This window comes from Maribacter sp. 1_2014MBL_MicDiv, from assembly GCF_001865655.1.
Taxonomy (GTDB): domain Bacteria; phylum Bacteroidota; class Bacteroidia; order Flavobacteriales; family Flavobacteriaceae; genus Maribacter; species Maribacter dokdonensis.
This window is the reverse complement of the sequence record NZ_CP011318.1, coordinates 126,370-151,435: the sequence shown is the minus strand read 5'-3', so window position 1 is coordinate 151,435 and position 25,066 is coordinate 126,370. Positions and strand designations below refer to the sequence as shown.

Below are 25,066 nucleotides of genomic sequence, written 5' to 3'. Positions count from 1 at the left end.
CAAATAGTGATTAAGGTCACTGAGCGTAGCCGAAGTGATAGTTTGTTCAGTAGGCAGTATCAGTTTTCAGTTTTCAGTTTTCAGTTAACAGTAGCAGTTTTCAAAAACCAGTTTCGCTATGAGTTTTTCATTCTTGTTTTACCACATTTTAAATAAGGTCACTGAGCGTAGCCGAAGTGATAGTTTGTTCAGTTGGCAGTATCAGTTTTCAGTCTCCACCAATAGTTGAGCCATGCGTTTCTCCTAAACCAAGGTCACTGAGCGTAGCCGAAGTGACCGAGCAACGAGCAACGAGCAACGAGCAACGAGCAACGAGCAACGGGCAACTTGCAACGAGCAACCAACAACCAATCAAAGAACTTGAAATATCCCGAACAACTCGTTCCCTTGTCTTGGTTTAATGGAGTTATAGCAAGGATCGAAAGTGATCGTTTTAAAATAGGGCGATAAATAATTGGTGTACAGATCTTTGTTTCCGCCAAAAGGGCGTTTTTCCATATCACCGGTAAGGGGAAAAGTGAACCAGAGTCCCACTAATTTCCCATTAGGTTTCAATAGGCTTGCCATTTGTTTGGCATAGGCATTTCTATTGGCATCGGTAGGTACAAAAGAGCAGAAAAAGGTTTGCTCTAAAATTAGATCGTATTGGCCTTTGAACTCAAAAAAATCAGATTGGTGCATGTTTTCATCGAGGAAATCGGGGTTTCTTTTTTTAAATTCTTTAAGCGGAATTTCAGAGATATCTAGAATATGGACATTGGTAAATCCTTGCTTCCAAAGGTATTCGGCTTCGTAAGCATTTCCGGCACCCGGAATTAAAATCTGTATCGATTTATCGGTTAATTGATCGGCATATTCTTTAATGGGCGTAGAAGGGTAGCCAATGTCCCAACCCATATCTTTATTCATATACCTTTCTGTCCAATAATGCTCTTCTTCTTTCAAGATAATATAGTATTTGTCGGTACAGTAAATTTAATCAGAATTAGCCAATTTCTACCATCTATGTAGAATTGAATACCATTGATCATAGTTTCATTGCCGTAGATAAATCAAATACCTATCTTTCGTATCTACTAAATACCAACTACTTAAATACATGAAATACTCTTTTTTATCGGTAATGGCAATTTGCCTAACGTACGTATGTTCAGCGCAGACAAATCCACAATGGGCACGTTACCCGGCCATTTCTCCCAACGGTGAAACTATAGCGTTTACGTACAAAGGAAACCTCTTTACAGTGCCTGTAGATGGTGGCGTGGCAAAACAACTAACATACCACGTTGCTAATGATTATGCACCGGTTTGGAGCAAGAACGGAGAAAAAATTGCTTTCTCCTCGGACAGATACGGCAATTTTGATGTGTATATCATGGATGCCAAAGGCGGACCGTCAACTAGATTGACCTATCATAGTAACGATGAAAAGGCGTTCAGTTTTTCTGCTGACGATACCGCAGTTTTATTTGGTGCCATGCGATTGGATGATGCCGAGCATCGCCAATACCCAACAGCATCACAACCAGAACTGTACAGTGTTCCCGCAAATGGGGGCAGGGTAGATCAGGTGTTGACCGTTCCAGCAGAAGATGTACAAGTAAATGCCGATGGTTCTAAAATGGTATATCATGATAAAAAAGGCTATGAAGATGCCTTTAGAAAGCATCACACATCTGCCATTACCAGAGATATTTGGTCGTATGAAACTGCAACGGGAAAACATACTAAATTAACCAATTTTAAGGGAGAGGACCGTAATCCGGTATTTTCAAAAGACGGTAGTGCCATTTACTATTTAAGCGAGCAAGATGGCTCTTTTAATGTCTATTCCATGACGTTGACGGGAGCACCTGAAACTGCTGCACATACCAGTTTTAAGACTCACCCGGTACGCTCATTAAGTATTGGGAACAATACCTTGGCATTTGGTTATGATGGCGAAATTTATACGCTAAAAGCCGGTGAAGGTGCTAAGAAGGTAGAAATAATAGTTAGAACGCAAGAGGATAGTAATGCTATCACCTATAAATCGGTCAACGGTGGTGTGCAGGAAATGGATGTAGCCCCCAACGGCAAGGAAATTGCTTTCATAAGTAGGGGAGAAGTATTTGTGACCTCTGTAGATGGTTCTTTGACCAAGCGTATCACCAATACCCCGGAACAGGAACGCTTTGTAAAGTTTATGCCAGATGGCACATCTGTAGCATACAGTAGTGAACGCAATGGCAAGTGGAGCATTTTTAAATCTTCAAAGGTGCGATCGGAAGAGCCCTATTTCTTTGCGGCTACCCTGATCAAAGAAGATACTTTGGTGACGTCTGAAAATGATATCTATTTGCCTGAGTTTTCTCCAGATAGTACCTATGTGGCATATATAGAAGATAGAAAGACCTTAAAGGTCAAGAATCTAAAGACAAAAGAGGTCACCACATTATTGACTCCAGATGAAATCATCCATATGAGGGACGGAGATCAGTATTACCAGTGGAGTCCGGATAGCAAATGGCTATTGGTAGACTGGAGTGTTTCATTGAACAACACGGAGGTGCTTTTGATATCCAAGGATGGGAAAAAGCGTAAAAACCTGACCCAAAGTGGCTATTATGAGTACTACCCAAAATGGGTGAACGATGGTAGTCAGATCATGTATTTCACAAACCGTAACGGTCTAAAAAGTTATGCCACCAGTGGTTCTTTTGAGACCGATGTATATACCATGTTCTTGACCCAAGAGTCTTGGGATAAATTCAACAATACCAAAGAAGAGTATGATCTGTTGAAAATGATAGAAGAGACTAAAAAAGAAAAAGAAGGCGAGGATAAAGACGATAAAAAGAAGAAGGGTAAGAAGGATGAGAAGCCAAAGGTAAACACCTTAAAGTTCGATTTGGAGGACGTAGACCGAAGAAAGGCCCGATTAACCATACACTCCTCCAAACTGTCTGATGCCGTACTTTCTAAAGATGGGGAAAAACTGTACTACCTGACCAAATTTGAAAAGGACTACAATCTTTGGGAAACCGAAATACGTACTAAAAGCACCAAAATGTTGGTGGCACTAGGTGCAAAATCGGCAAGTTTACAGTGGGATGCCAAAAAGGAAAACTTATTTCTATTATCAGATGGTAGCATTTCTAAAGTAGATGTTGCGGGCGGTAAAAAAGAACCGGTAAAACTGAATGCCGAAATGGTATTGGATGCCGATGCCGAACGTAAGTTTATGTTCGATCACATTTGGCTAAAGACCAATGGCATATTTTATACGTCTACCTTTCATGGAATTGATTGGCAAGCTATGCGTTCCGAATATGAAAAATACCTGCCGCATATTGGCAATGACTTTGAGTTTATGGAAATGGTATCGGAAATGTTGGGAGAGCTGAATGTGAGTCACGCCGGCGGGCGCTTCTACGGTGCCATTGAAAATGGTGATGAAACCGCATCGTTGGGTATTTTTATGGATTATGATTATAAAGGCGACGGAATAAAAATTACCGAAGTCATAAAAGGCGGTCCGTTGGATAAGGCTGGTTTTGACATTTCACCCGGCATGATCATACAGAAAATAAACGGTGAAACTATTGGTGCGGGCACGGATGTGGCGCGCTATTTAAACCGCATTGCCGGAGATTTTACCCTGCTGGATATTGTGGATGAAAAAGGCAAAAAGAAACAGCTGACCGTAAAGCCTATTTCGCTAAGGGAAGAAGGAGGTCTGTTGTATGATCGTTGGGTGAAAACCAATGAAAAAGAAGTACTAAAAAAGAGCAACGGAACCTTGGGCTACGTGCATATACCGGGTATGGCAGACGGACCCTACCGTACCATTTATGAAGAAATGTTGGGCAAGTTCAATGATAAAAAAGCGGTCATTATAGATACCCGTTTTAATGGTGGTGGCGATTTAGTAGCAGACCTGGCCATGTTCTTTACCGGTATACCATTTTTATCTTACGAAACGGAAGATAGGGTAGTAGGTGGCGAGCCAACTTCTAGATGGACAAAACCAACCTTGGCCATGTTCAACGAATCTATGTATAGTGACGGTTCTTGCTTTGCGAGCGGTTATGTGGATCTAAAGATCGGTAAGACCGTGGGAATGCCCGTACCGGGTACCTGTAGCTTTGCCGGTTGGGAACGTTTGCCCAATGGAGGTGTTTGGGGCGTAGTACCCGTAAGTGCCAAAAACAAAGCAGGCGAGTGGATGGAAAACAACGAGACCAATCCAGAATTCATTGTTAAAAACCAACCCGGTGTTATTGCAAACGGCATTGATCAGCAACTGGAGAAGTCAATTGAGGTGTTACTGAAAGAGGTGGAGTAACGCTGAATTTATTAATTAGGGATAATTACCATTGACAAATATTTTTATTATTAGTGATATGGACAATTATGCACATACACAATTGTTAGGCACAATTGAAAAACCTTTAACGAAACTTTAAACAAATCTAATAATCTTGGACTCCAAAATAAACCCACAATGAAACAGACACAATTAATTATTTTCTTTTTACTGATCACCGTAATCTCAAAAGCACAAACTAGTGAACTTGGCACATTAGCAGATCAAATTTATTTTAATGGAGAGATTTATACAATGGACGATAACCGGCCAATGGTGGAAGCTGTAGCCGTAAGAGCCGATTCAATTCTATCTGTAGGAAGTGAGGAAGATATCATGAAGTTAAAAGGGGATAAAACCCAACTCTTTGATTTAAAAGGCAAGACCATGATTCCTGGTTTAATAGAGGGGCATGCCCATTTATATTATCTTGGATTAAATTTAATGGAAGTTGACTTGACTGGTGCTAAGAGTTATGATGAAGCCATTGAAAGAGTTGCAGAAAAGGCAAAAAACATTCCGGAAGGAGAATGGATAATAGCAAACGGATGGCATCATGATAAGTGGGATACACAACCTACTATAATCAATGGGTTTCCCACAAATAAGTTGCTCTCTGCTGCTGTACCAGATCATCCTGTTATTCTTATACATGCTTCTGGACATATCATAATTATAAATCAAAAAGCTATGGATATAGCGGGTATTAATTCAAAGACACCTCAACCAGATGGCGGCGAAATAATTATGGATATTAATGGTGAACCAACCGGAGTTCTTAATGAAACTGCAACAGATTTAGTGTTCAAGTTTGTACCTGAACCTACAAAGGAAGATGTAAAAGAAGCAGTAACTTTAGCTTTAGAAGAGTGCTTTAAAAATGGTATCACCGGATTTCATGATGCAGGTTCTGATGACTACATGATAAACCTTTTTAAAGAAATGGCATCACAAAACCTAATTAAACTAAGGCTGTATGTTATGCTTCGCGGAACAGATTCTGAACTTCTAGAATATTATTTTAAGGAAGGTATTCAAGTGAACTTATACGACAATCAACTAACCATCCGGTCTATTAAACTAATGGCAGATGGGGCTTTAGGCTCTAGAGGTGCCTGGTTATTGGAAGAATATACAGATGCGCCGGGAGAGCATGGTCACAATGTTACTCCGTTAGAGGATATTAATAAAATTGTCAATAATGCCTACAAAAATGGTTTTCAAGTGGGTATACATGCCATAGGAGACAGGGCAACTCGTGAGGTTTTGGATATTTATGAAAACACATTTAAGACTGAATCTACAAATAGTCCAAAAAATGCAAGATTTAGAATAGAACATGCCCAACATTTTGACCCAGCGGACATTGTTAGGGTTGCTGAATTGGATGTTATTCTTGCAATGCAGGCTATTCATATGTCTTCAGATAGACCTTGGGCCATTGATCGTCTAGGAGAGAAACGTATTACGGAAGGTGCCTATATATGGCAGACCTTGTTAAAGTCTGGAGCAAAGATTGTGAACGGAACCGATGCACCCGTAGAACCCATTGATCCTATGGCTGGCTTTTATGCGTCAGTATCAAGAAAAACTCTAAAAGGCATGCCTGATGGTGGTTATGAACCCCTACAGAAAATGACAAGAAATCAAGCACTCAGATCTTATACATTGGATGCCGCCTATGCAGCGTTTCAAGAAAATGACAAAGGAAGTATAGAAGTTGGTAAATGGGCAGATTTCACCATACTCGACAGAAACATAATGACTATTCCGGAAAATCAAATATTAGAAACTAAGGTAGCAATGACAATTATTGGTGGAGAAGTAGTTTTTGATGATAAAAAAACTGATTAAATATTTTCTAATCGATATTGGAGGTTGATTATTATGGATTGGTTTGAAAGTAGAAACCTAAGATTATGTAAACTCGAAATCGATATTTTCAAATTATATAGAATGAAAACCTGACTGGACATTATTCTTGGGTAACGTAAAACGAAAGGGCTATTAAGAAAAAATGAAATTATTAAATAGGCCTAACAACGTCTTTAAAAAATAGCGATTTTAGTGCGTAAATGAAAGTTAAATAATAAAATAAAGGTCTGTTATAATCCGAAAAATTAGTGTCTTTTTACACGCTACGTTCCATACACAAGACCACTGGCAGCAATAAGAAAACCGTAAAACTAATGGAGAACATATGAAAATAATAAAGAAAATAGGAAAGTGGTTTTTGGTTTTACTGGGAATATTAGTTGCATTTATCTTAGTAGTTTTATTAGTTATCCGAATCAATAGTTCTGGAGAAGAAGAGCCTTTCTTAGATGAACAAGGTAATGTGCTTCCAAATAGTATTGCTATGCACGAGGACATGACCATTAACGGAGTGCCACAACGAATTACGATTAGGGGAAAAGACAAAAATAATCCCGTGCTACTAATAGTTCACGGCGGACCGGGTGCACCAATTTTACCGGTAATTTACAAACTCACTGGGATTGATTTAGAAGATATATTCACGGTTTGTTATTGGGATCAAAGAGGGTCTGGACTAGATTATAATGATAGCATACCTGATTCAGCAATTACCTTAAACCAAATTGTGGAAGATGGTTTGCAACTATCGGAACATTTAAAAGAGACTTTTAAAAAGGATAAGATTTACATTGAAGGTTTATCATGGGGAACAGCGGTAGCAGCTTATATGGTACAAAAACAGCCTGAATTATACCACGCCTATATTGGTAGTGGTCTAATGGCGCATCTATCACTTTCAGAAGAATTATCTTATGAATTTGCACTATCGGAATCACAAAAGCACAATGATACTATTTCAGTCAATCTATTAAAACAAATTGGAAGGCCACCTTATATTGAAAACTCAAAAAATTCAGTAGCAGAAGCCTTTGAAATAGAACGACAAATTGTTATGAAGTATGCACCGATAAAATTAGAGACCGACTTCAATTTTATTAAAAGTATGTTTTTAGATAATGGATTAACGTTTAGCGAAAAATTTACGGATATGATCAATAGTCCAGAATCTTACTATCCTGCAGCTAAGATTTTACAACCCACTGCAATAGATATGAATTTAATGCGTGATATCCCAGAATTTAAAGTACCCGTGTATATATTACAGGGAGACAATGATCATTTTACCGAAACGACTGTAGCAAAGATGTATTTTGATTCCATTAGGGCACCTTCAAAAAAATGGTTTTTATTTGAGAATGGCACACATGGAGTACAGGTAGAATATCCAGAAAAATATCGTTCAATATATATTAATGAAATACTGAAAAAATAGTTATTGGCTCATGTATAATCCGAAACGAAAGCATCTTTTAACAAGCTCTAATTTAAATATGGAGACCGTTGTACTTCATACTGAAAAACGAAACGGATAATATAAACGGGAAAGCCGAAAACCGACCAATGTAGGCACTAAACAATCAGAATTATGAAAATACGAACTAACCGATTGACATTAATCGCAACACTTTTTGCAATGGCTTTTGTATTCCAAAGTTGTGAACAAAAACAAAAGGAGGAAACTAGAGAAGTGGAAGAAGAGGTAATTGTTGAACCAGAGAAACCTGAATATTTTTTATTGCGACCAGAAGTAGAAAAAGCTTATGGCTATTCTCACGCTGTGAAAATTGGGAATAGCATTAAAATTTCTGGTGCTGTAAGTATGGATGATGAGGGAAATCCAACTGCTATTGGCGATATGGAACAGCAGATGAAGAATTGTTATGCTGATTTGGAAAAAATATTGAAACACTTTGGTTGCACATTTGACGATGTTGTAAAAGAAGATGTTTTTACCACTGATATGGCACAAATGTTGGAAAAATCAGCTTATCGTGCTGAAATTTATAAAAATGGATTTCCAACTGGCTCTTGGCTAGAAGTAAAAGGATTAGCACTTCCTGAATTTATGGTCGAAATAGAACTCGAAGTACATAAATCGGAATAAAATGTACGACAGCAGAACAAGGTAATTGAAATTTAGACAGATTCAACTATCTCGAAACAAGTTCGGAACAGGCTGTGCTAATCAACTCGGAATTGCTTACGCTCTTGATAAACCGAAAATAATCGTTAATTTAATCCGTAACTAACGGTTATGCGAGACCGTTGTGTGCAACTAAATGACCGAACCTAAAATAAGAATATGAATAACAAAAGACTTAAAAAATCTAATGATAAAATGATAGCTGGAATTTGCTCTGGAATGGCTGAGTATCTTGATTGGAAAACCAACCACGTAAGAACAATTTTCTTAATCGCAACATTATTAGGAGCTTCAGGACTTATAATTTATACTATTTTAAATTTCATAATGCCTAATTCTAATACTGATTATTTAGCTTAAAAAGATATTTCAATTATTCTTTTTATAATCATGCTAATTTAAACGCAAATGGAAAAGAAAAAAATACATTTTGACCATATGAAAAGTTGGATTTGGATATTCATTCTATTCCTTTCTCTAATTTTTATTTTGGTGGGTTTTTCTGAATTATTTGAATTTGAAAATCCAAAACTGAACAAAAGAATAAGTGCTATTGGGTTTTTTCTACAAGTGGTTTATTTCAGTAAAATGTTTTGGTATAAGAATTATGTTCAATGGAACAAGAAAGGAGCTGTTGTTCGGGTAAACTCTTGGATTTCAAAATCATTGAATTTTGACCAAATCAAAAAGACCGAATTAATTCAGAATACATTAATAATTACAAATAACAATGGAGATACAGTTACGTTTGACCTGAATGAAATTAAGGAAACTGATTCTCAAAAACTGAATGAGATAATAGTAAAAAATACTATTGCCAATAACGTATAGTGCATCTAGAGCAAATTGGACTACAATTGAATCCGCTCGGATTTGCAAACGAAATTTCTTAACCGTTTTGAATAATTTAACGACCACTTGAATTGAAAATTAGAAAAGCAACAGAAACTGATATTGACCAAGTATGGGAAATATTCTCAAAAGTGATTGAAACTGGAGATACCTATGTTTTCAATCCAAATACACCGAAAAAGGATTTGAAAAAGCATTGGTTTGCTGATTATATGGAAACTTATGTTATTGAAGAGAACGGACAAATACTTGGTACATATATTATTAAACCCAATCAAATTGATTTAGGAAACCATATTGCAAATTGCAGTTATATGGTAAATCCCAATTCTCACGGAAAGGGCATTGGAAAAAAACTTTGTGAACATTCTCTCGAAATAGCAAAGGAAAATCAATTTATAGGAATTCAATTCAATATCGTAGTAAGTACGAATAAAGGAGCAGTTGAATTATGGAAAAAATATGGATTTGAAATCATTGGAACTACGCCTAAGGGATTTAGACACCCTAAATTAGGATTGGTAGATACCTATATTATGTATAAGCATTTAAAGAAATAAAAAACTACCTATAAAAGTGTAATAACGCAGCTATTGCGGATTCGATTTTATATCAATCTACTTGTAATTGTTGACATCATTGTTTTAACTATTCCACACAAAATGAAAAAACTATTCACCCTTCATAATTTAAAATTCGTATTAGGTTTAGCAACCGGATTTATTATTTATGATGCCTTTGCAAAAGATGAAATTGACTGGGTAAAAGCAATTGTTGTGGCCATTTTGTCTGTGGTTATAATGTTTGGGATTGATAGGCTTAAAAAATAGGATTAAATTTGCTTCGACTTAAGGCTAGAAAATTCTTCTTACTCCTATACCGGTCACTAGTTAAAACAAACATTCAATTCATTTTATACCAAGTCTAAAATAACCTCATGATTACATTTATTACGTCAATGATTTTATTGGTATTGGGGTATATGTTCTACGGCAAGTTCGTGGATAAAACCTTTCAGCCCAATGAAACCAAAGATACTCCCGCACACAAAATGGAAGACGGGGTAGACTTTGTGCCCATGAACAGTAATAGAAATGCATTTATTCAAATTTTGAATATTGCAGGGGTAGGTCCTATTTTTGGTCCCATATTGGGTGCTTTGTACGGTCCCATAGCCTTTATTTGGATCGTGCTTGGATCTATCTTTGCAGGTGCCGTTCATGATTACCTTACCGGTATGATCTCTTTACGTTTTGGCGGAGCACACTTGCCGGCATTGGCATCGCGGTTTTTGGGGAAATCATTTAGTCACGTGGTTAATTTCTTTGCCCTATTACTTTTAATATTGGTGGGCACCGTATTTGTAACCGCACCCGCAAATATGATCAATGATGTTATTGGTTCGGAAACCAATTTTTTGACCATAGTTCTTTTTGCCATATTCTTTTATTACATAGTCGCAACCTTATTGCCTATAGATAAGATCATAGGTAAAATTTATCCTGTACTTGGTTTGTTACTTATATTAAGTGCCATAGGTATTTGCATAGGTATGTTCGTCATTGGAAATCCTATTCCGGAGCTTACGTTTCAAAATATGCATCCGCAGAACATTCCTTACTTTCCAGTTATTTTCTTAACGATATCCTGTGGGGCTTTATCGGGTTTTCATGCCACGCAATCGCCCATTATTTCGCGCACCATCAATAATGAGAAAGACGGTAGAAAAGTATTTTATGGCATGATGATTCTTGAGGCAGCCATTGCAATGGTGTGGGCAGCGGCATCCATGAGTATTTTAGATGGAGACCAGTTAAATGAGCTGTTGCAAAACGGAGGTCCTACAGCCGTTGTAAATAAAATTGCCATAGCCTCGTTAGGAGCCATTGGTGGTACCATTGCAGTACTTGGAGTCATTGTTTTGCCAATTACATCGGGAGATACCTCGTTCAGGGCTGCACGTATGATTATTGCCGATTATTTGAAGATAGACCAAAAAGTATTGAAGAATCGGTTTATGGTGGCAATTCCGTTGTTTATCATCTCGTTCATTTTAACCAACATGGATTTTCAGTTATTGTGGAGGTATTTTTCATGGGCAAACCAAGTTACGGCTGCCATTGCCCTGTGGATCGGAGCGGTTTATTTATATCAAAAGAAAGCGTATTATTTAATAGCCTTAGTACCCGCATTTTTTATTACCAGTGTTGTGGGTTCTTACATATTTTATGACCCAAATGTTGGGTTGGGATTGGATATTCAAATATCCAATTGGATCGGTATAGGGATTTCAACCTTGATCACCATTCTGTTTTTTAAAAATAAGAGGGAACAGGGAGTACCGCATTAAATCATCAATAAACTTCATTGCAAAATAGTAGCAATGAAATGTATTTTGTCATCATAAGCGTTAATTAGAATTAATGAAAAACGAAAAAGTATTTAGAACCAAAACTGGATTTTGCCATATTTTACCGGACAGAATTTTACTTACAAGGGATGGAGTTAAAGGTAATGTTGCAAATGCTACTGTTGGTAAAAGTATCACTAGAGTTTTAATTATTTACGGTATTATAGCTGCATTTTTATTGTTTTCGGCATTTCAAAGTTTTCAAAAAGGAGAGATACCTATTGCCGTGGTGTATAGCATAGTTGGTCTGTTTTTGGTATATGGAATTTTTAAAAGTCTGAATAATTCAGCCACACCAATTATCCAAAGAGATAAAATTAAAAGTGTAAAATTTAAGAAAGCGATTTTGGCAATTACCCGGTCTAGATTTGAAGTTGTTTTTGAAGAGGATGGGGCTATTAAAAAGCGTATAATTATGTTGCCAGGTATAATGGGCAATGGGCAGAATGAGACTGAAAAGGCTAGGAAAATGATGATTGAAGAGAAGTTGTTAAACGTATAACATGTAGTTTTTGTGGAACTATTCTAGTTTCATAAAATATAAAGGCGAAATGATACTACAACCTCCTTTAAATATTAGTCGGTTTTTAGATAAAATCAATGATAAGAAAAATACTAAAAAAGCTATCCTGGTTTATTCTTTACCTACTGTTCAATGCAGTGCTATTTTTTATTGAAGTAAGTGTGTTGTTCACTACGAATGATGGTTTTACAGGCGGTAGCGGATTTGAATCCGTAGACGATGTTTTAGAAGCGCTCAATGTAGTATTTAACATCCTTGAAGGCATGGTTTTGGTGTTCTATTTATATACAGCTATAGTCTTGGCTATTGTTGCTTTGTTACTGTTCATTCCTGTTCAAGTGTACTATATAAACCGTAAATTTAAAAATCACAGGAAGAAGTTTTTATATAGTTTACTAGCTTCTTTCGCTGTAGTAATGACCTTGAAGTTGCTATTATATGCTTGGATGTTTATAGATTTGAATTATCTCTAATATTGTTTTAGAATTTTATAGTTTGACTTTGGTCAAATAAAATATAATCTAAACCCACCAAACAAATAACCATGGGAAAGAAATTAGAATCCATTACACCCCAATTACAGGAATTTATTGAAAAGCAAAAAGTATTTTTTGTGGGTACTGCGGCTGCAGAGGGTAATGTAAATGTATCGCCAAAGGGAACGGACTCCTTTCGGGTCATTAACAAGAATAAAATTGTTTGGTTAAATCTAACCGGTAGTGGTAATGAAACGGCTGCACACCTGATCAAAAATAATAGAATGACCATAATGTTCTGTGCCTTTGAGGGTAAACCTATAATTTTGAGATTGTACGGTGTAGCTAAAATATACCATAGGAGGAATCAAGAATTTTCAAAGTACATTAACCTTTTTCCTGAAAATACAGGGTCCAGGCAAATTATAGAAATGAAAGTGGACTTGGTACAGACCTCGTGCGGATTCGCCGTTCCGTTCATGGATTTTAAAGAAGAGCGAACTACCTTGAACGATTGGTCTAAAAAGCAAGGTGAGGAAAAGATCAAAGAATATTGGAAAAATAAGAATACCAAAAGTATAGATGGTTTTGAAACCCATATTTTAGGAAACTAACAGATAAAATAAACAATATATTGAAGCAATCCATAGCACGCATAGCATTGGTCGTTGATGATTACGATAAAGCCATTGAATTTTATACTAAAAAATTAGACTTCCTACTGGTGGAAGATACCCCGTTAGAAGGGGATAAACGTTGGGTCATAGTTACGCCACCAGGGGATGGACAATGCACTTTGGTTTTGGCAAAGGCGGACAATGAAGCGCAGGAATCAAGGATAGGAAACCAAACAGGCGGACGGGTATTTCTATTTTTGTATACAGATGATTTTTGGCGAGATTACTATGCCATGGTAGAAAGAGGCGTAAAGTTTGTTAGAGAGCCAGAAAAGATGCCGTATGGTATGGTAGCCGTATTCAAAGACCTATATGGCAACCTATGGGATTTATTGGAACCTGCTTCTTAATTATAGGTACATTTCAAACCAAAGAAGATAGTGCTGAAGTTTTTAAAAAATATGTTCAAGTTAAACGGGCTCACCGGTTTTACCATTTCTAGAAATGCCATAACCGCTAAAAGGCTACTCTGTGGTATTGGAACTTCTAGCATGGGAGAAAGCAGTATTGAAATTACGGATTACCCTTTTGAACCCTCGGTCGTTTATCCTTCAGCAAGCATAGAAGCCCATGAGATTGATGCTATTTCCTTAGAGTTTGGTGTGTGTAAACTATATGTAAAAGATGATATTGTTTTTGTGTCCGCTGAAAAGAAGAAGGAACTAGAGCTTTTTGCCAAAGTTCATAATTTAAAATTGATACCCTATAGTTGGAATTGGGATAGGCTTCTAGAACCATACTTAGATACAGAGTTTACCAAAGAGAACGAGCAACGGGTGTTGGAGAGACTTCTGGAAAACGGATTTACTGCCACTGAAATAGATGATATAAGAGCCGAAGTGAAAAAACAAATGTATGCCTATAATTTTGATACCATGCTTTGGGATTGGTGTAGTCTAAGCCTATCTGATGTTTTAAGCGCCATGCGTGCAAAATATAATAAAGTCCAATTTCGTGACTTTTATAGTCGCGCTTTGGAAATTGAAAAACGTTCCCCAACAAATACATAGTAATCTTACTATCTTTTAAGTGGAAAAGGGATATAAAAAAATGGCAAAAATCTAAGTAGACTTTTGCCATTTTATTTAGGTAAAACTATGTGCTATTGTAAGGTAGACTTAAGCATCCAGATTAGTTTTTCCTGTCCGGATATTAAATCGCTAACCAACGTAGCGGTACCTTCATCATTGTTGTCAGATGAAAATTCCAAAATTTCTCGCTCTTGAATCAATAACTCGTTCAAGTTATCTATCAATAAAGAGATACCTGTAGCACCGTCAGACACTTCTTTAATGATTCTAATAGTCTTGTTGTCCAAATAATCTTCAAACGTATGTAAAGGTTGTTGATCTAGGGTCAAAATACGTTCAGCGATCTCATCAACGGTTTCAGTAGCTTCGGTGTATAACTCTTCAAATTTTTCATGTAGAAGAAAGAAATTGCTTCCTTTTACATTCCAATGCATCCCTCTCAAATTCATATAATGAACTTGATAATTAGCTAAAAGAAGATTTAATTTATCACTGATCTCTATTTTGTAATCTTGGTCTATTCCCACGTTTTTATGTAAAGTTTCCATAAGTATGTTGTTTTAATTTCTTGATGTAAAACTACGAATAAAGCCCCTGTTTATGGGTGACAAATGTTACATAACCCATATGATTTTCTTATACTGATATCATTTTTTATGAGTGATAAAAGTTGTCTTTTTAAGCAATTGTAGTTGACCAAATAGATTCGTAAATTAGAAAGGTTAATATAGATAACGAACCGCCATGCAAATACCTGAAATACCTAATTTAATACACTATGCCATTCCGTTTTTTACGGTCACGGTAATTTTAGAAGTCATACTGTCGGTAAAGATCAAGCTCCATGATTATGAGTTTAAAGATGCGGGTACTTCAATTGTAATGGGGTTGGGCAATGTGGGCATTGGCTTGGTAACCAAGGGCATTGCATTAGGGTTCTTTTATTTGCTGTATAATTTCTATCATATTTTTGAAATTCCGTTTGCGTGGTGGTCTTGGTTAATACTCCTATTTGCAGAAGATCTTTGCTATTATTGGTTTCATAGAACCAGTCATGTAAGTCGGTTTTTCTGGGCTAGCCATGTGGTGCATCATTCCTCTAAAAATTACAATCTAAGCACGGCTTTAAGACAATCTTGGTCTGGCGGATTTTACACCTTTATTTTTTGGACTCCGCTCATACTCATCGGTTTTCATCCGGTGATGGTTTTGGTACAGATGTCCGTTAGTCTTATTTATCAATATTGGATTCATACAGAATATATTACCAAACTGCCCAAATGGTTTGAAGCCGTTTTTAATACGCCCAGTCACCACAGGGTACACCATGCCACCAATCCACAATATTTAGATAGAAACCATGCCGGTATTTTTATTATTTGGGATAGATTGTTCGGCACCTTTGAGCCAGAGGTAGAAAAACCCGTATACGGTTTGGTTACAAATATTGATACCTATAATCCTTTAAAAATTGCTTTTGGAGAGTGGTACAAGATGTTGGGCGATTTCTTTACTTCAAAAACCTCATTGGTAAATAGGTTCAAATACTTGACAAAACCACCCGGATGGAAACATGATGGCACTAGTATTCTATCAACAGATTTGCGGAGGGATTGGGAAGAAAGTAAGAATGCGGAATTGTAATTGCTGTAACAATACTGAATGATTATCGTCATATAAACAACCAACCAATCGATTCAATTTTCAATATGAGAAATAAGCTAATAGCGTATTTAGGAATTTTAGGAGTTAGTTTATTTGCGATTGCCGCTATTGTTGGTCCATTATTAATTGAAGATTATAGTGTAGTAAGTCAGTACATCAGTGAATCTTTTGCTGTTGATACTAGGTATGGTACCTATTTACAGTATTTGGGTTATGTACCTAGCGGAATTCTCCTTACTATGTATTGTTTTAGTGCTCCAAAAAAAATTCCAAGTTCAAAGTTAGTGGTAGCGGGATTTTTTGGTTTGGCACTTTTCTACGGATTGGGAACTACTTTAGTAGGATTATTTCCATGTGATGCCGGATGCCCAACAGATGTAATGGACTCCAGCCTAGCTCAACTTATACATAATGCAGTGGCATCTTTAACGTATATATTTTTTCCTATTTGTTTGATGGGAATCGGGTTGGGTTTAAAGAAATCTGAGAACTATAATCGCTTATCCCAAATAGCGATTGTTACGGGAATCATCAGCGGTATTTTCATATTCGCGCTATTCTCTAATCCGGAATCTGGCTATAGAGGTATTTTACAACGTATAATAGAAACCTGTTTCATCGTATTTATAGTTTCTAGTGCTTTGAGAATTAAAGAGGGTTCTGAAGGAAGAAGTGCAAAGTAATAAGTACGAAGTATTAAGTGCAAAGTATCAAGTATAAGTGTCAAGACTAAAGAACAATGAGCAAAGCCGAATGGAAGATATTTCAAAAAGACAATGAGCCCTGCTTTGCTCGCAATGACGAACAACCAACAACGAACAAAGAATAAAGATCCAGGTCACTGAGCGGAGCCGAAGTGAACGGACAACTACTCCTTATAAACCACCCCATCTTTCATTACAAAAGATACATTCTTTATTACGGAAATATCATTGGTAGGATTCCCTTCAATGGCAATGATATCGGCTAGAAAGCCTTTTTGTAAGTTGCCTAATTGATTTAAGTGAAACATTTTGGCATTATTAGAAGTGGCGGAAATTAAAACGTCTAAGGGTTTCATACCATAATCCACCATTAATTCCATTTCTCGATAATTTTCTCCATGGGGAAAAACACCTACATCGCCACCAAAAACTATTTGCACGCCAGAATCGAGCGCCATTTTAAATGATTTTCGTTTCTGTTGAATTCGTTCCGGCTCAGGATCGGTGCTTTTGTTCCAACCTCTATACTGTGTAATGGCATCACCGGCGGCAAGGGTAGGGCATAGACCAACACCTTTTTCTTTCATCATTTCAAAAATTTCAGCTGTACCACCGTCACCATGCTCAATGGTTTCTACACCACCAAGAATGGCTCTTTTCATACCTTCTGGGGTACTGGCATGGGCAACTACATATTTGCCCGCCGTAGTAGCTGTAGCCACCATTGCATTGATTTCTTCTTGTAAAAATGTAGGTTTGGAATCTGCACCCGGTGTCCATCGGTAATCGGCATAAATTTTTATCAAATCTGCACCGTTACCCATTTGCCTACGAACGGTGGTAATACAATTGTCAACACCACTTGTAGCTTCTGCACCTAAGGGTACCTTTACGCCATCATGAAAACCTTTTGGACCGTAAGCGCCCGTAGCTACAATAGCAGGTCCTGCAACCAATAATCGCGGTCCGTCAATAATACCGTTTTCAATGGTTTTCTTTACGTATACATCTGTATAACCTGCACCTTCGGCCCCAAGGTCTCTCATGGTGGTTACACCTGCCATTAAAGAATTTTTTACATGTTCCGTAGCCCTAACGGCACGTTCAACCGGAGACTCTTTGAGAACTTGGTCGTTCCAATCGGTTTCGTTGTATGGGTGCAGTAAAATATGGGAATGCCCTTCAATAATACCGGGCATTAAAGTAGTTCCCTCCAATTCAATTTCAGTGGTATGGTCAGGTAGATTTATTCCAGAAGATTTACCGGCATATGTTATTAAATTTTCCTCTACTAAAACCACCCAATTTTCATGTATTTCCGTACCATCAAATACCCGGTCTGGTTTTAAGAGTGTTTGTGAAAAACCAAGATAACAAGAGAATAGTAGAACGATAAAAAAGGATTTCATACAATAGTGGGTTTAGTGAACAATAGCAGATGTTAAAAGGCTGTCCAGGTCTGATTTGGAATGGTGGTTTCCGTTGGATAACACCATATAAATATCTTGTGTGTTTGTAATGTTTTCTAACGGATTGCTGTTGAGTAAAACAATATCGGCTACTTTACCTTCGGTAATAGAACCATAGTCCGCATCTTGTTTTAAAAATAATGCTCCGTTATAGGCTGAAGATCTAAGGGCATCTAGCGGCGAAATTCCTGTAGCAACCATAGCTTCCATTTCTTTATGTAATGATATGCCTGGGTAGGTATAGCTATTGTAAGCCCCACTATCTGATCCCGCCAGAAGTGTTACACCGTTTATATTCAAATTAAAAGCCAGTTCGCCAAAGAATTGATCTAGTGCTTTTCGGTCGGCAACCTGTTTTGCAGAAGCATTTTTTACCCGGTCAATTCTGCCTTTATAAGTTTGCTGTATTCCAAGACCCATATATTTTAAGTAGTCATCATCAGCATGGTCAACTTCATCCAAATAACTAAGAACCCTACCAATGTGTAGTGTAGGAACAACAAATACATTGTTCCTTTTCAATTTGCCGAATGTTTTTAATGCGGTGGAGTCGGCATATGAAGACTGGAGTAGGGGCATAGCATCCCAAAATCCGATTTCTTTGTCTATCAGTTTTTGGGTGATTTCCTTTTCATTGCTTGAGCATCCTTTCATGATGTAATATAAATGCTCTACAGCATCTATACCTGCATCAATAGTAGCGTCTAGTTCAACGGTAAAGGGCATATGTCCAGAAGTGATCAAGCCACGTTTTTCGCTTTCCTGAATCACCTTCAAATAATTTTCACCTGAAATTCGGCTATCGTAGATTTTTACAAAGTCAGACGGTATAGCTTGCAAAGAATCTAAGGCAGTGATAATATCTTCATCGGTTTCAACTTCCAATGAACCTGCCCATGTACCTTTTGGTCCGTCTATTTTAGGTCCAGATGTAAAAATGCGTGGTCCAACAAGTTCTTTGTTTTCAATAGCCTTACGCCATTTCAAAACCGATGAGGTTAGGTCTCCGCCAGCATCACGCACCGTAGTAATTCCGTTGGCCATAAAAAGCTTAAGAAAGTTCTTATTGGTATCAATTAAAGAATCTCCACCCCTAAAATGGGTGTGATTATCCCAAAAACCGGGTATTATAAATTTATTTGTGGCATCTATTACCGTATTGGCCTTTAGATGATCAGCATCAATGTCTTTAGTAATTTTGGTAATCCTATTATTGGAAATTAAAATATGTGCCATTGAGACCGATCCGTCTTCTAGATTGATGACAGCACCATTTTTAATCAAAGTGTCATAGGTAGCCTCTTTCTCTTTATTACAGCTTACAATTGCCATGAGTAAACACAAGACAATAGATTTCATCATTTTCAATACGCTCATCATATATCTGCGATTTTGCAACGGTAAGGTAAAAAGAATATGCGGTAAATTACAGTTTACGCCTTATATCCTATGGCATTTTAGACATTGGTAATGAATGTATTATTTATTACCAAAGTGATTAAAAAACTCGGGTTAATTTCATTTTTTAATAGCCTGCCAACCACCGTCATTTCTATATTTGATATTCTCATGGGCATGTTGTATAATTTCCTTTATACGTTTCGCCTTGGTTTCTTCTCGCTTAGCTTGGTTTAACCAATATAGGTAGCTTTTACGTTGGCTATGGGTAAAGTTCTTGAAGTTGGTATGTGCCTGGCTATTTTTTTCAAAAGCAATTTGTAATGCTTCGGGTATGACTCCGTTTTCAACATCATCTAAAGAAGTCCATGATCCGTTTTCTTTTGCAATTTTAATCGAAGCTAATCCTGCTTCATGCATTAAGCCATTGGATTTTAAATCTTTAATATGATTTTTATTGACCTTGCTCCAAACGCTTTTGGGTTTTCTTGGGCAGAAGTATTGTTTTCGCTTACCGTCACCTAAACTTTTTACCGTACTGTCAATCCATCCATAGCAAAGTGCTACCCTAACAGCTTCCTCCCAGCGCATACTTTCGTTTTCGTGGGCAACGGAGTAGAAGATCAGGTGAATACCTTTATAGTCGGAATGATTATTATGTAACCAATTTTTGAATTCAGTGTCATTTTTAAAGTATAGTTCGGGTATTTCTAACATAATTCTATTAAAAGGGCATTAATTTATCATAAATGTACAATGTTTAATATAGAAAGTATTGGTTAATACAACTGCACGCCCTATTTTTATGCATTCTAAAATCAACTAAACAACAACGAATAACGTATGAAAAAAATCTTCAATGCGCTGCTTTTGGGCTTTGCGCTTATTATTGTCTCATGTGGTGGCAATAAACGAGAAGGAGAACCAAAGGTATTAGTGTTCTCCAAAACAATGGCTTTTAAGCATGCATCTATACCAGCGGGGGTTGCAGCAATTCAAAAGCTAGGATCAGAAAATGGATTTGCAGTAGATACTACCAAAAATGCAGAACTGTTTACTGATGAAAATTTAAAGCAATATTCAGCTGTTATCTTTTTAAGTACAACGGGTAATGTCTTGGACCAATACCAAGAAGCGGCTTTTGAGCGCTACATTCAAGCCGGCGGCGGTTATGTAGGTGTACATGCTGCGGCAGATACTGAATATGACTGGGGTTGGTACAATGACTTAGCAGGAGCTCAATTTTTGAGTCACCCAAGAGGAATGCCAAATGCGGATTTTATTATCAAGGACAAGAATTTTGTTGCTACACAGTTTTTTACCGACTCTGTGTGGAACAGAACGGATGAATTGTATAATTACAAGAACATCAATCCAGATGTAAACGTATTAATGACTTTGGACGAATCTTCTTATGAAGGTGGGCAAAACGGAGATTTTCACCCCATAGCCTGGTATCATGATTATGATGGTGGACGAGCATTTTACACGGGTGGCGGACATGCCGATGCCAGCTATTCAGAAGACCTGTTCTTAAAACATTTATTAGGTGGTATTCAGTATGCTATTGGTGAGAACTTGGTATTGGATTATGGAAAAGCTACTTCGCAAATACCACCGGATGCCGATCGTTTTACTAAGGTAACCTTAAGTGAAGGTATGTTTTTTGAACCTACCGAAATGGCGGTATTGCCCAACGGAGATGTCTTAGTGGCTCAACGTAGGGGAGAGGTAATGCTGTATAATGATCAAACGCAAGAGCTTACAGAGGTTCTAAAGTTAGATGTGTACAGTAAAACATTGAATACGCCCGGTGTAAATGCCGAAGAAGGCTTAATGGGCTTGCAGAAAGATCCGGATTATGCCAACAATCACTGGATCTATTTATACTATGCACCAACAGGTGATCAGTGGGTCAACCGTTTATCACGATTTAAATTTGTAGATGGTAAGTTTGATACGGACTCTGAGCAAGTAATTTTAGATGTAGATAGTCAAAGGGAAATTTGCTGCCATACAGGTGGTTCTATCGCGTTTGGGCCAGATGGTTTACTTTATTTGTCTACAGGGGATAATACAACGCCATTTAACGAAAAAGGAGCCAAATATGTTCATAGTGGTTTTGGACCAATGAATGATATACCAGGTCATGAACAGTATGATGCTCGTCGGTCGTCAGGTAACACCAATGACCTACGTGGTAAGATTTTAAGAATTAAAGTAAAAGAAGATGGTTCTTATGATATTCCTGAAGGAAATTTGTTTCCTGTAGGTACGGAAAAGACCAGACCGGAAATCTATACTATGGGACATAGAAACCCGTACAGAATTTCGGTAGATATGAAAAGGGGTTATGTATACTGGGGAGATGTTGGTCCAGATGCAAGAGCGGATAGTTTAGGTACAAGAGGTCCTAGAGGATATGACGAAATGAACCAGGCCAAAAAGGCAGGGAATTTTGGTTGGCCCATGTTCATTGGCGATAACTATGCCTATAATGAATACAATTACGAAACAGGTGAGAGCGGACCGGAGTATGATCCAGCCAAACCAATGAATACCTCACGCAACAATACGGGATTAACGGAATTGCCACCGGCAATGCCAGCCTATGTTTATTATCCTTATGATGATTCACAAGCTTTTCCACAAACGGCAACAGGAGGTAGAAATGCCATGGCCGGACCTACCTATTATTCAGATATGTTTCAAGGCGATGAAAAATTGCCGAGCTATTACGATGGAAAAGTTATTATCTACGATTGGATGCGTGGTTGGATGTTCGCTGTTCATTTAGATGAAAATGGTGATTTCAGTAAAATGGAACCGTTTGCTCCAAATATTAAGGTCAACAACTTAATTGATATGGAAGTAGGTCCAAATGGTAAAATTTACCTATTGGAATATGGTAGCGGTTGGTTTTCACAAAACGCTAACTCCGCTTTAGGCTATATTCAATTTAATGGCGGAAATAGACCTCCGTTAATAGATAATATTACTGTAAGTGAAACGGCTGGTAAAACCCCGTTAACGGTAAACGCTACTGTTGAAGCAAGTGATCGTGAAAATGACGCTATAAAGTACATCTGGGATTTTGGAAATGGAGATACTAAAGAAACTACAGAGACAAATGTTAGTTATAGTTATGCGGATGCCGGAGCCTACAAGCTAAAGGTAACTGTTGCGGACGATAAAGGAGCCGAAGTTATAAGTGAAAGCACTGGTATTATTGCGGGTAATTCTAGACCAGAAGTTGCTATAGCTATAGACGGTGGCGCACCAGCTTTTTATCTACCGGGACAGAAAATTTCATACGACGTTTCTGTTACCGATCCAGATGGCACAGCTATAGATCCAAACAATATTTTTGTAAGTGTGGATTATTTGGAAGGTATGGATAAGGTTGCTATGAATATGGGGCACCAACAAGTATCGGCAGCGGTAACTGGTAAAGCCTTAACCCAAGCGATGGATTGTAAAACATGTCATAAAGAAGCAGAAGCATCCATTGGACCAAACTACAAAGATGTTGCCGCAAAATATAAAGAACGTAGAGATGCGTTAAAGTATATTCAAGGCAAAATCAAAACTGGTGGAAATGGTGTTTGGGGAGAAGTGACCATGCCGGCACATCCAAATATTACAACCGATGAATCTAGACAGATTGCTCTTTACATACTTTCCTTGAACGGAGATGAAAAGAAAGAAAAGTCGTTACCGGCAAAAGGTACAATTACGGCAGAATCATCTGCACCAGGTAACATGTTAGTGATAACGGCTAGTTATACCGATGCTGGGGCAGAAGGTACTATTCCTTTGACCGGTTCTAAGACCATTGCAATACCTAGCAGCACGGTAAAGTTCTATGATCAAATGAAATTGGACGGTATGCAAGCAATGCAGTTTGGTGGAATGGACTTATTATTGATCAATAAGGCTGCCGGTTGGTTCATGTTGGAGAACATGTCATTAAAAGGAGTAAAGTCCGTTAGTTTAACTGCCGGATGGCAAGAAGCACCAAACATGTATTTTGATTTTGAAATACATGAAAATATTCCTGATGGTCCATTGTTGGGCAAAGGTCAAATGCCGGCACAACAACAGGGATCACAAGGTACTATGATTACAATACCAATAACAGGTAAAGTATCGGGTGATAGTCCATACTATATAACCTTTAAAGGCGAAGAAGGTAAAGAGCTGGCGCAAGTAGCACTTACCGGAGCAGTATTTAAATAGAAATGACTTAATTGAAATGAAAAGCCCGCTGTATAGCGGGCTTTTTTTAGTTATAATATTAGGAGAGCATAAGCTAAACCAATCTTTTGCCCATTAGTTCTCCTATCTCCATAATCAAATCTGATTCATCTTGTGTAAAATCATAGGGAATCGGCTTTGCGATACCTATAGTGCCATAAAGTGTTTCATTATAAATTAAGGGAGCGGCTAAGGAACCTTCAACCTTGGTGTCTTTTGCAGATGGTCTGGCAACACCGGAATCATCTGTTTGTAGGTTACACATTTCAACAGGTTTTCTTCTTTCAGCAGCAATACCGGCCATGCCTTTACCAATAGGAATGGTAGATAATTTAGGTATTAAGAATTCAGGAATACCAACTTGAGATTGAAGTTGTAATAGTTTGCTTTCATCCAAAAAATGTAAGGTACCCGTAGAACAATCAAAATGATTCAAGATTGCCTTAAGTAGAAGCTCCCAATTAGGAGCGTCTTTTTCGAGTTCTGATTGTATGGTTGATTTAATTTCTTTTACGCTGTTCATTAATCTGCTCTTTTCTAATATCGCCAAGTTATAGTTCGATATTAGGCTTGTTCATCGTAAAGATACATTTTATCTCCTTTTTTTAATGAGACTATTACGCCACTTTTCTATATCTGGGTGGTCTGCGGTATGCGTAGTAACCTAAAACAACTTGCAATGCTTTTGCTATGGCAATTCGTATAGGAAACAATTCGGCGCCCAATGATTCGTCAATTGAACGTAACTGCATATAGTAATTGCTAATAAGCGGATAGTTCTTTTTAGACGAAATATGAATTTCTGCCATTGCTACGGCTTGCGGCTTTTGTTCCTTTATAGGTTTACAGGTTACTAAAGTAGGGGTATTGTTTTTATGCAACATGGCAGAAAAACCAAATAGTCTACAAATAAGACCCCGATGGGCATATTCTGAACAAAATCCTTTTGCACCAGGGGCAATTAGTTTGTTTAAAACGGGACATAGTTTGGTTGAGGTATCTTGTTCAAGATCTTGCAACCAAGTTTCTGCTACACCTTGTTTAAAAAGATGATAGGCTAGGGGTAAAAATTCTAGCACTGTGGCATTAATATCCGGTTTTAAGCAGCAATTTCCGCAATTGGCTACGCAGCCTAAACCTGTGGATTTTTGAAAGGAGCCCAACTCCTTTTCCAATTGGTAGAACATACGGTCTACCGCTCGAACTTTATGGTATATACTCACAAGTAGTTTAAA

The 25,066-nt window shown here is 37.5% G+C and carries 24 protein-coding genes; 17 read left to right on the top strand and 7 right to left on the bottom strand.

The features are described from left to right. Positions 1-351: 351 nt before the first annotated feature. Positions 352-945: a methyltransferase domain-containing protein gene (locus YQ22_RS00680; RefSeq protein ID WP_083414157.1), complete on the bottom strand. Its 594-nt coding sequence runs from the start codon at positions 943-945 to the stop codon at positions 352-354. A gap of 154 nt (positions 946-1,099) precedes the next feature. Between YQ22_RS00680 and YQ22_RS00675 the strand changes: the two genes are divergently transcribed. The 14 genes from YQ22_RS00675 (at position 1,100) to YQ22_RS00615 (ending at position 14,317) form a co-directional block, all read left to right on the top strand. Then, the gene (locus tag YQ22_RS00675) at positions 1,100-4,327 is read left to right on the top strand and encodes a S41 family peptidase (RefSeq protein ID WP_071339658.1); all 3,228 of its coding nucleotides are present in this window, start codon (positions 1,100-1,102) and stop codon (positions 4,325-4,327) included. Between the two features lie 159 nt (positions 4,328-4,486). Beyond that, entirely contained in the window at positions 4,487-6,202 is a 1,716-nt protein-coding gene (locus YQ22_RS00670) for an amidohydrolase (RefSeq protein WP_071339657.1), read from the top strand. 346 nt (positions 6,203-6,548) lie between these two features. Then, positions 6,549-7,658, top strand: coding sequence for an alpha/beta fold hydrolase (locus YQ22_RS00665; RefSeq protein ID WP_071339656.1), 1,110 nt, complete (start codon positions 6,549-6,551; stop codon positions 7,656-7,658). A 153-nt stretch (positions 7,659-7,811) separates the two neighbouring features. Further along, entirely contained in the window at positions 7,812-8,330 is a 519-nt protein-coding gene (locus YQ22_RS00660; protein WP_071339655.1) for a RidA family protein, read from the top strand. 198 nt (positions 8,331-8,528) lie between these two features. Then, positions 8,529-8,729 carry a PspC domain-containing protein gene (locus YQ22_RS00655; RefSeq protein WP_071339654.1) on the top strand — a complete coding sequence of 67 codons (201 nt, stop codon included), beginning with the start codon at positions 8,529-8,531 and terminating at the stop codon, positions 8,727-8,729. Between the two features lie 48 nt (positions 8,730-8,777). Then, on the top strand, positions 8,778-9,200 hold the full coding sequence (locus YQ22_RS00650) for a hypothetical protein (RefSeq protein ID WP_071339653.1): 423 nt from the start codon (positions 8,778-8,780) through the stop codon (positions 9,198-9,200). A gap of 92 nt (positions 9,201-9,292) precedes the next feature. After that, a complete protein-coding gene (locus tag YQ22_RS00645; RefSeq protein WP_071339652.1) occupies positions 9,293-9,781 on the top strand; it encodes a GNAT family N-acetyltransferase in 489 nt (162 codons plus the stop codon). A 102-nt stretch (positions 9,782-9,883) separates the two neighbouring features. Then, complete coding sequence (locus YQ22_RS19010) at positions 9,884-10,051, top strand: hypothetical protein (protein ID WP_156894510.1); 168 nt, start codon at positions 9,884-9,886, stop codon at positions 10,049-10,051. 107 nt (positions 10,052-10,158) lie between these two features. Then, positions 10,159-11,571, top strand: a complete 1,413-nt coding sequence (locus YQ22_RS00640) for a carbon starvation CstA family protein (RefSeq protein WP_071339651.1) — start codon at positions 10,159-10,161, stop codon at positions 11,569-11,571. Between the two features lie 73 nt (positions 11,572-11,644). Next, complete coding sequence (locus tag YQ22_RS00635; RefSeq protein ID WP_071339650.1) at positions 11,645-12,133, top strand: phosphoribosylaminoimidazolesuccinocarboxamide synthase; 489 nt, start codon at positions 11,645-11,647, stop codon at positions 12,131-12,133. Positions 12,134-12,231: 98 nt separating this feature from the next. Then, a complete protein-coding gene (locus YQ22_RS00630) occupies positions 12,232-12,627 on the top strand; it encodes a hypothetical protein (protein ID WP_071339649.1) in 396 nt (131 codons plus the stop codon). A 71-nt stretch (positions 12,628-12,698) separates the two neighbouring features. Further along, complete coding sequence (locus YQ22_RS00625; RefSeq protein WP_071339648.1) at positions 12,699-13,244, top strand: pyridoxamine 5'-phosphate oxidase family protein; 546 nt, start codon at positions 12,699-12,701, stop codon at positions 13,242-13,244. Between the two features lie 20 nt (positions 13,245-13,264). Continuing rightward, complete coding sequence (locus YQ22_RS00620) at positions 13,265-13,657, top strand: VOC family protein (RefSeq protein ID WP_071339647.1); 393 nt, start codon at positions 13,265-13,267, stop codon at positions 13,655-13,657. Between the two features lie 51 nt (positions 13,658-13,708). Continuing rightward, on the top strand, positions 13,709-14,317 hold the full coding sequence (locus tag YQ22_RS00615) for a hypothetical protein (RefSeq protein ID WP_083414156.1): 609 nt from the start codon (positions 13,709-13,711) through the stop codon (positions 14,315-14,317). A gap of 92 nt (positions 14,318-14,409) precedes the next feature. Here the strand turns inward: YQ22_RS00615 and YQ22_RS00610 are convergent, their stop codons facing one another. Beyond that, positions 14,410-14,886, bottom strand: coding sequence for a Dps family protein (locus YQ22_RS00610; protein ID WP_071339646.1), 477 nt, complete (start codon positions 14,884-14,886; stop codon positions 14,410-14,412). 196 nt (positions 14,887-15,082) lie between these two features. On the opposite strand from YQ22_RS00610, the gene YQ22_RS00605 reads away from it, so the two are divergent. Together YQ22_RS00605 and YQ22_RS00600 are read left to right on the top strand one after the other, a co-directional pair. Next, on the top strand, positions 15,083-15,982 hold the full coding sequence (locus YQ22_RS00605; RefSeq protein WP_071339645.1) for a sterol desaturase family protein: 900 nt from the start codon (positions 15,083-15,085) through the stop codon (positions 15,980-15,982). Between the two features lie 65 nt (positions 15,983-16,047). Then, positions 16,048-16,686 carry a DUF998 domain-containing protein gene (locus tag YQ22_RS00600; RefSeq protein WP_071339644.1) on the top strand — a complete coding sequence of 213 codons (639 nt, stop codon included), beginning with the start codon at positions 16,048-16,050 and terminating at the stop codon, positions 16,684-16,686. 185 nt (positions 16,687-16,871) lie between these two features. Here the strand turns inward: YQ22_RS00600 and YQ22_RS00595 are convergent, their stop codons facing one another. The 3 genes from YQ22_RS00595 to YQ22_RS00585 all read right to left on the bottom strand — a co-directional run bounded on the left by YQ22_RS00595 (position 16,872) and on the right by YQ22_RS00585 (position 20,291). After that, positions 16,872-18,116 (bottom strand): metal-dependent hydrolase family protein, encoded by a 1,245-nt coding sequence (locus YQ22_RS00595; RefSeq protein ID WP_071339643.1) that lies wholly within the window; start codon positions 18,114-18,116, stop codon positions 16,872-16,874. 12 nt (positions 18,117-18,128) lie between these two features. Continuing rightward, positions 18,129-19,556, bottom strand: coding sequence for an amidohydrolase family protein (locus YQ22_RS00590; protein ID WP_232231259.1), 1,428 nt, complete (start codon positions 19,554-19,556; stop codon positions 18,129-18,131). Positions 19,557-19,694: 138 nt separating this feature from the next. Next, entirely contained in the window at positions 19,695-20,291 is a 597-nt protein-coding gene (locus tag YQ22_RS00585; protein ID WP_071339642.1) for a YdeI/OmpD-associated family protein, read from the bottom strand. A gap of 126 nt (positions 20,292-20,417) precedes the next feature. Between YQ22_RS00585 and YQ22_RS00580 the strand changes: the two genes are divergently transcribed. Further along, positions 20,418-23,813 (top strand): ThuA domain-containing protein, encoded by a 3,396-nt coding sequence (locus tag YQ22_RS00580; RefSeq protein WP_071339641.1) that lies wholly within the window; start codon positions 20,418-20,420, stop codon positions 23,811-23,813. Positions 23,814-23,886: 73 nt separating this feature from the next. Here the strand turns inward: YQ22_RS00580 and YQ22_RS00575 are convergent, their stop codons facing one another. Together YQ22_RS00575 and YQ22_RS00570 are read right to left on the bottom strand one after the other, a co-directional pair. Continuing rightward, positions 23,887-24,354, bottom strand: coding sequence for a GAF domain-containing protein (locus YQ22_RS00575; protein WP_071339640.1), 468 nt, complete (start codon positions 24,352-24,354; stop codon positions 23,887-23,889). 94 nt (positions 24,355-24,448) lie between these two features. Beyond that, entirely contained in the window at positions 24,449-25,054 is a 606-nt protein-coding gene (locus YQ22_RS00570; RefSeq protein WP_071339639.1) for a YkgJ family cysteine cluster protein, read from the bottom strand. Positions 25,055-25,066 lie beyond the last annotated feature (12 nt).

Excerpts from the sequence above, each read along its gene's own strand:
- YQ22_RS00675 (WP_071339658.1), top strand. The coding sequence starts at position 1,100 with ATGAAATACTCTTTTTTATCGGTAATGGCAATTTGCCTAACGTACGTA.
- YQ22_RS00670 (WP_071339657.1), top strand. The coding sequence starts at position 4,487 with ATGAAACAGACACAATTAATTATTTTCTTTTTACTGATCACCGTAATC.
- YQ22_RS00665 (WP_071339656.1), top strand. The coding sequence starts at position 6,549 with ATGAAAATAATAAAGAAAATAGGAAAGTGGTTTTTGGTTTTACTGGGA.
- YQ22_RS00660 (WP_071339655.1), top strand. The coding sequence starts at position 7,812 with ATGAAAATACGAACTAACCGATTGACATTAATCGCAACACTTTTTGCA.
- YQ22_RS00655 (WP_071339654.1), top strand. The coding sequence starts at position 8,529 with ATGAATAACAAAAGACTTAAAAAATCTAATGATAAAATGATAGCTGGA.
- YQ22_RS00650 (WP_071339653.1), top strand. The coding sequence starts at position 8,778 with ATGGAAAAGAAAAAAATACATTTTGACCATATGAAAAGTTGGATTTGG.
- YQ22_RS19010 (WP_156894510.1), top strand. The coding sequence starts at position 9,884 with ATGAAAAAACTATTCACCCTTCATAATTTAAAATTCGTATTAGGTTTA.
- YQ22_RS00640 (WP_071339651.1), top strand. The coding sequence starts at position 10,159 with ATGATTACATTTATTACGTCAATGATTTTATTGGTATTGGGGTATATG.
- YQ22_RS00635 (WP_071339650.1), top strand. The coding sequence starts at position 11,645 with ATGAAAAACGAAAAAGTATTTAGAACCAAAACTGGATTTTGCCATATT.
- YQ22_RS00630 (WP_071339649.1), top strand. The coding sequence starts at position 12,232 with ATGATAAGAAAAATACTAAAAAAGCTATCCTGGTTTATTCTTTACCTA.
- YQ22_RS00625 (WP_071339648.1), top strand. The coding sequence starts at position 12,699 with ATGGGAAAGAAATTAGAATCCATTACACCCCAATTACAGGAATTTATT.
- YQ22_RS00615 (WP_083414156.1), top strand. The coding sequence starts at position 13,709 with ATGTTCAAGTTAAACGGGCTCACCGGTTTTACCATTTCTAGAAATGCC.
- YQ22_RS00610 (WP_071339646.1), bottom strand. The coding sequence starts at position 14,886 with ATGGAAACTTTACATAAAAACGTGGGAATAGACCAAGATTACAAAATA.
- YQ22_RS00605 (WP_071339645.1), top strand. The coding sequence starts at position 15,083 with ATGCAAATACCTGAAATACCTAATTTAATACACTATGCCATTCCGTTT.
- YQ22_RS00600 (WP_071339644.1), top strand. The coding sequence starts at position 16,048 with ATGAGAAATAAGCTAATAGCGTATTTAGGAATTTTAGGAGTTAGTTTA.
- YQ22_RS00595 (WP_071339643.1), bottom strand. The coding sequence starts at position 18,116 with ATGAAATCCTTTTTTATCGTTCTACTATTCTCTTGTTATCTTGGTTTT.
- YQ22_RS00590 (WP_232231259.1), bottom strand. The coding sequence starts at position 19,556 with ATGATGAGCGTATTGAAAATGATGAAATCTATTGTCTTGTGTTTACTC.
- YQ22_RS00585 (WP_071339642.1), bottom strand. The coding sequence starts at position 20,291 with ATGTTAGAAATACCCGAACTATACTTTAAAAATGACACTGAATTCAAA.
- YQ22_RS00580 (WP_071339641.1), top strand. The coding sequence starts at position 20,418 with ATGAAAAAAATCTTCAATGCGCTGCTTTTGGGCTTTGCGCTTATTATT.
- YQ22_RS00575 (WP_071339640.1), bottom strand. The coding sequence starts at position 24,354 with ATGAACAGCGTAAAAGAAATTAAATCAACCATACAATCAGAACTCGAA.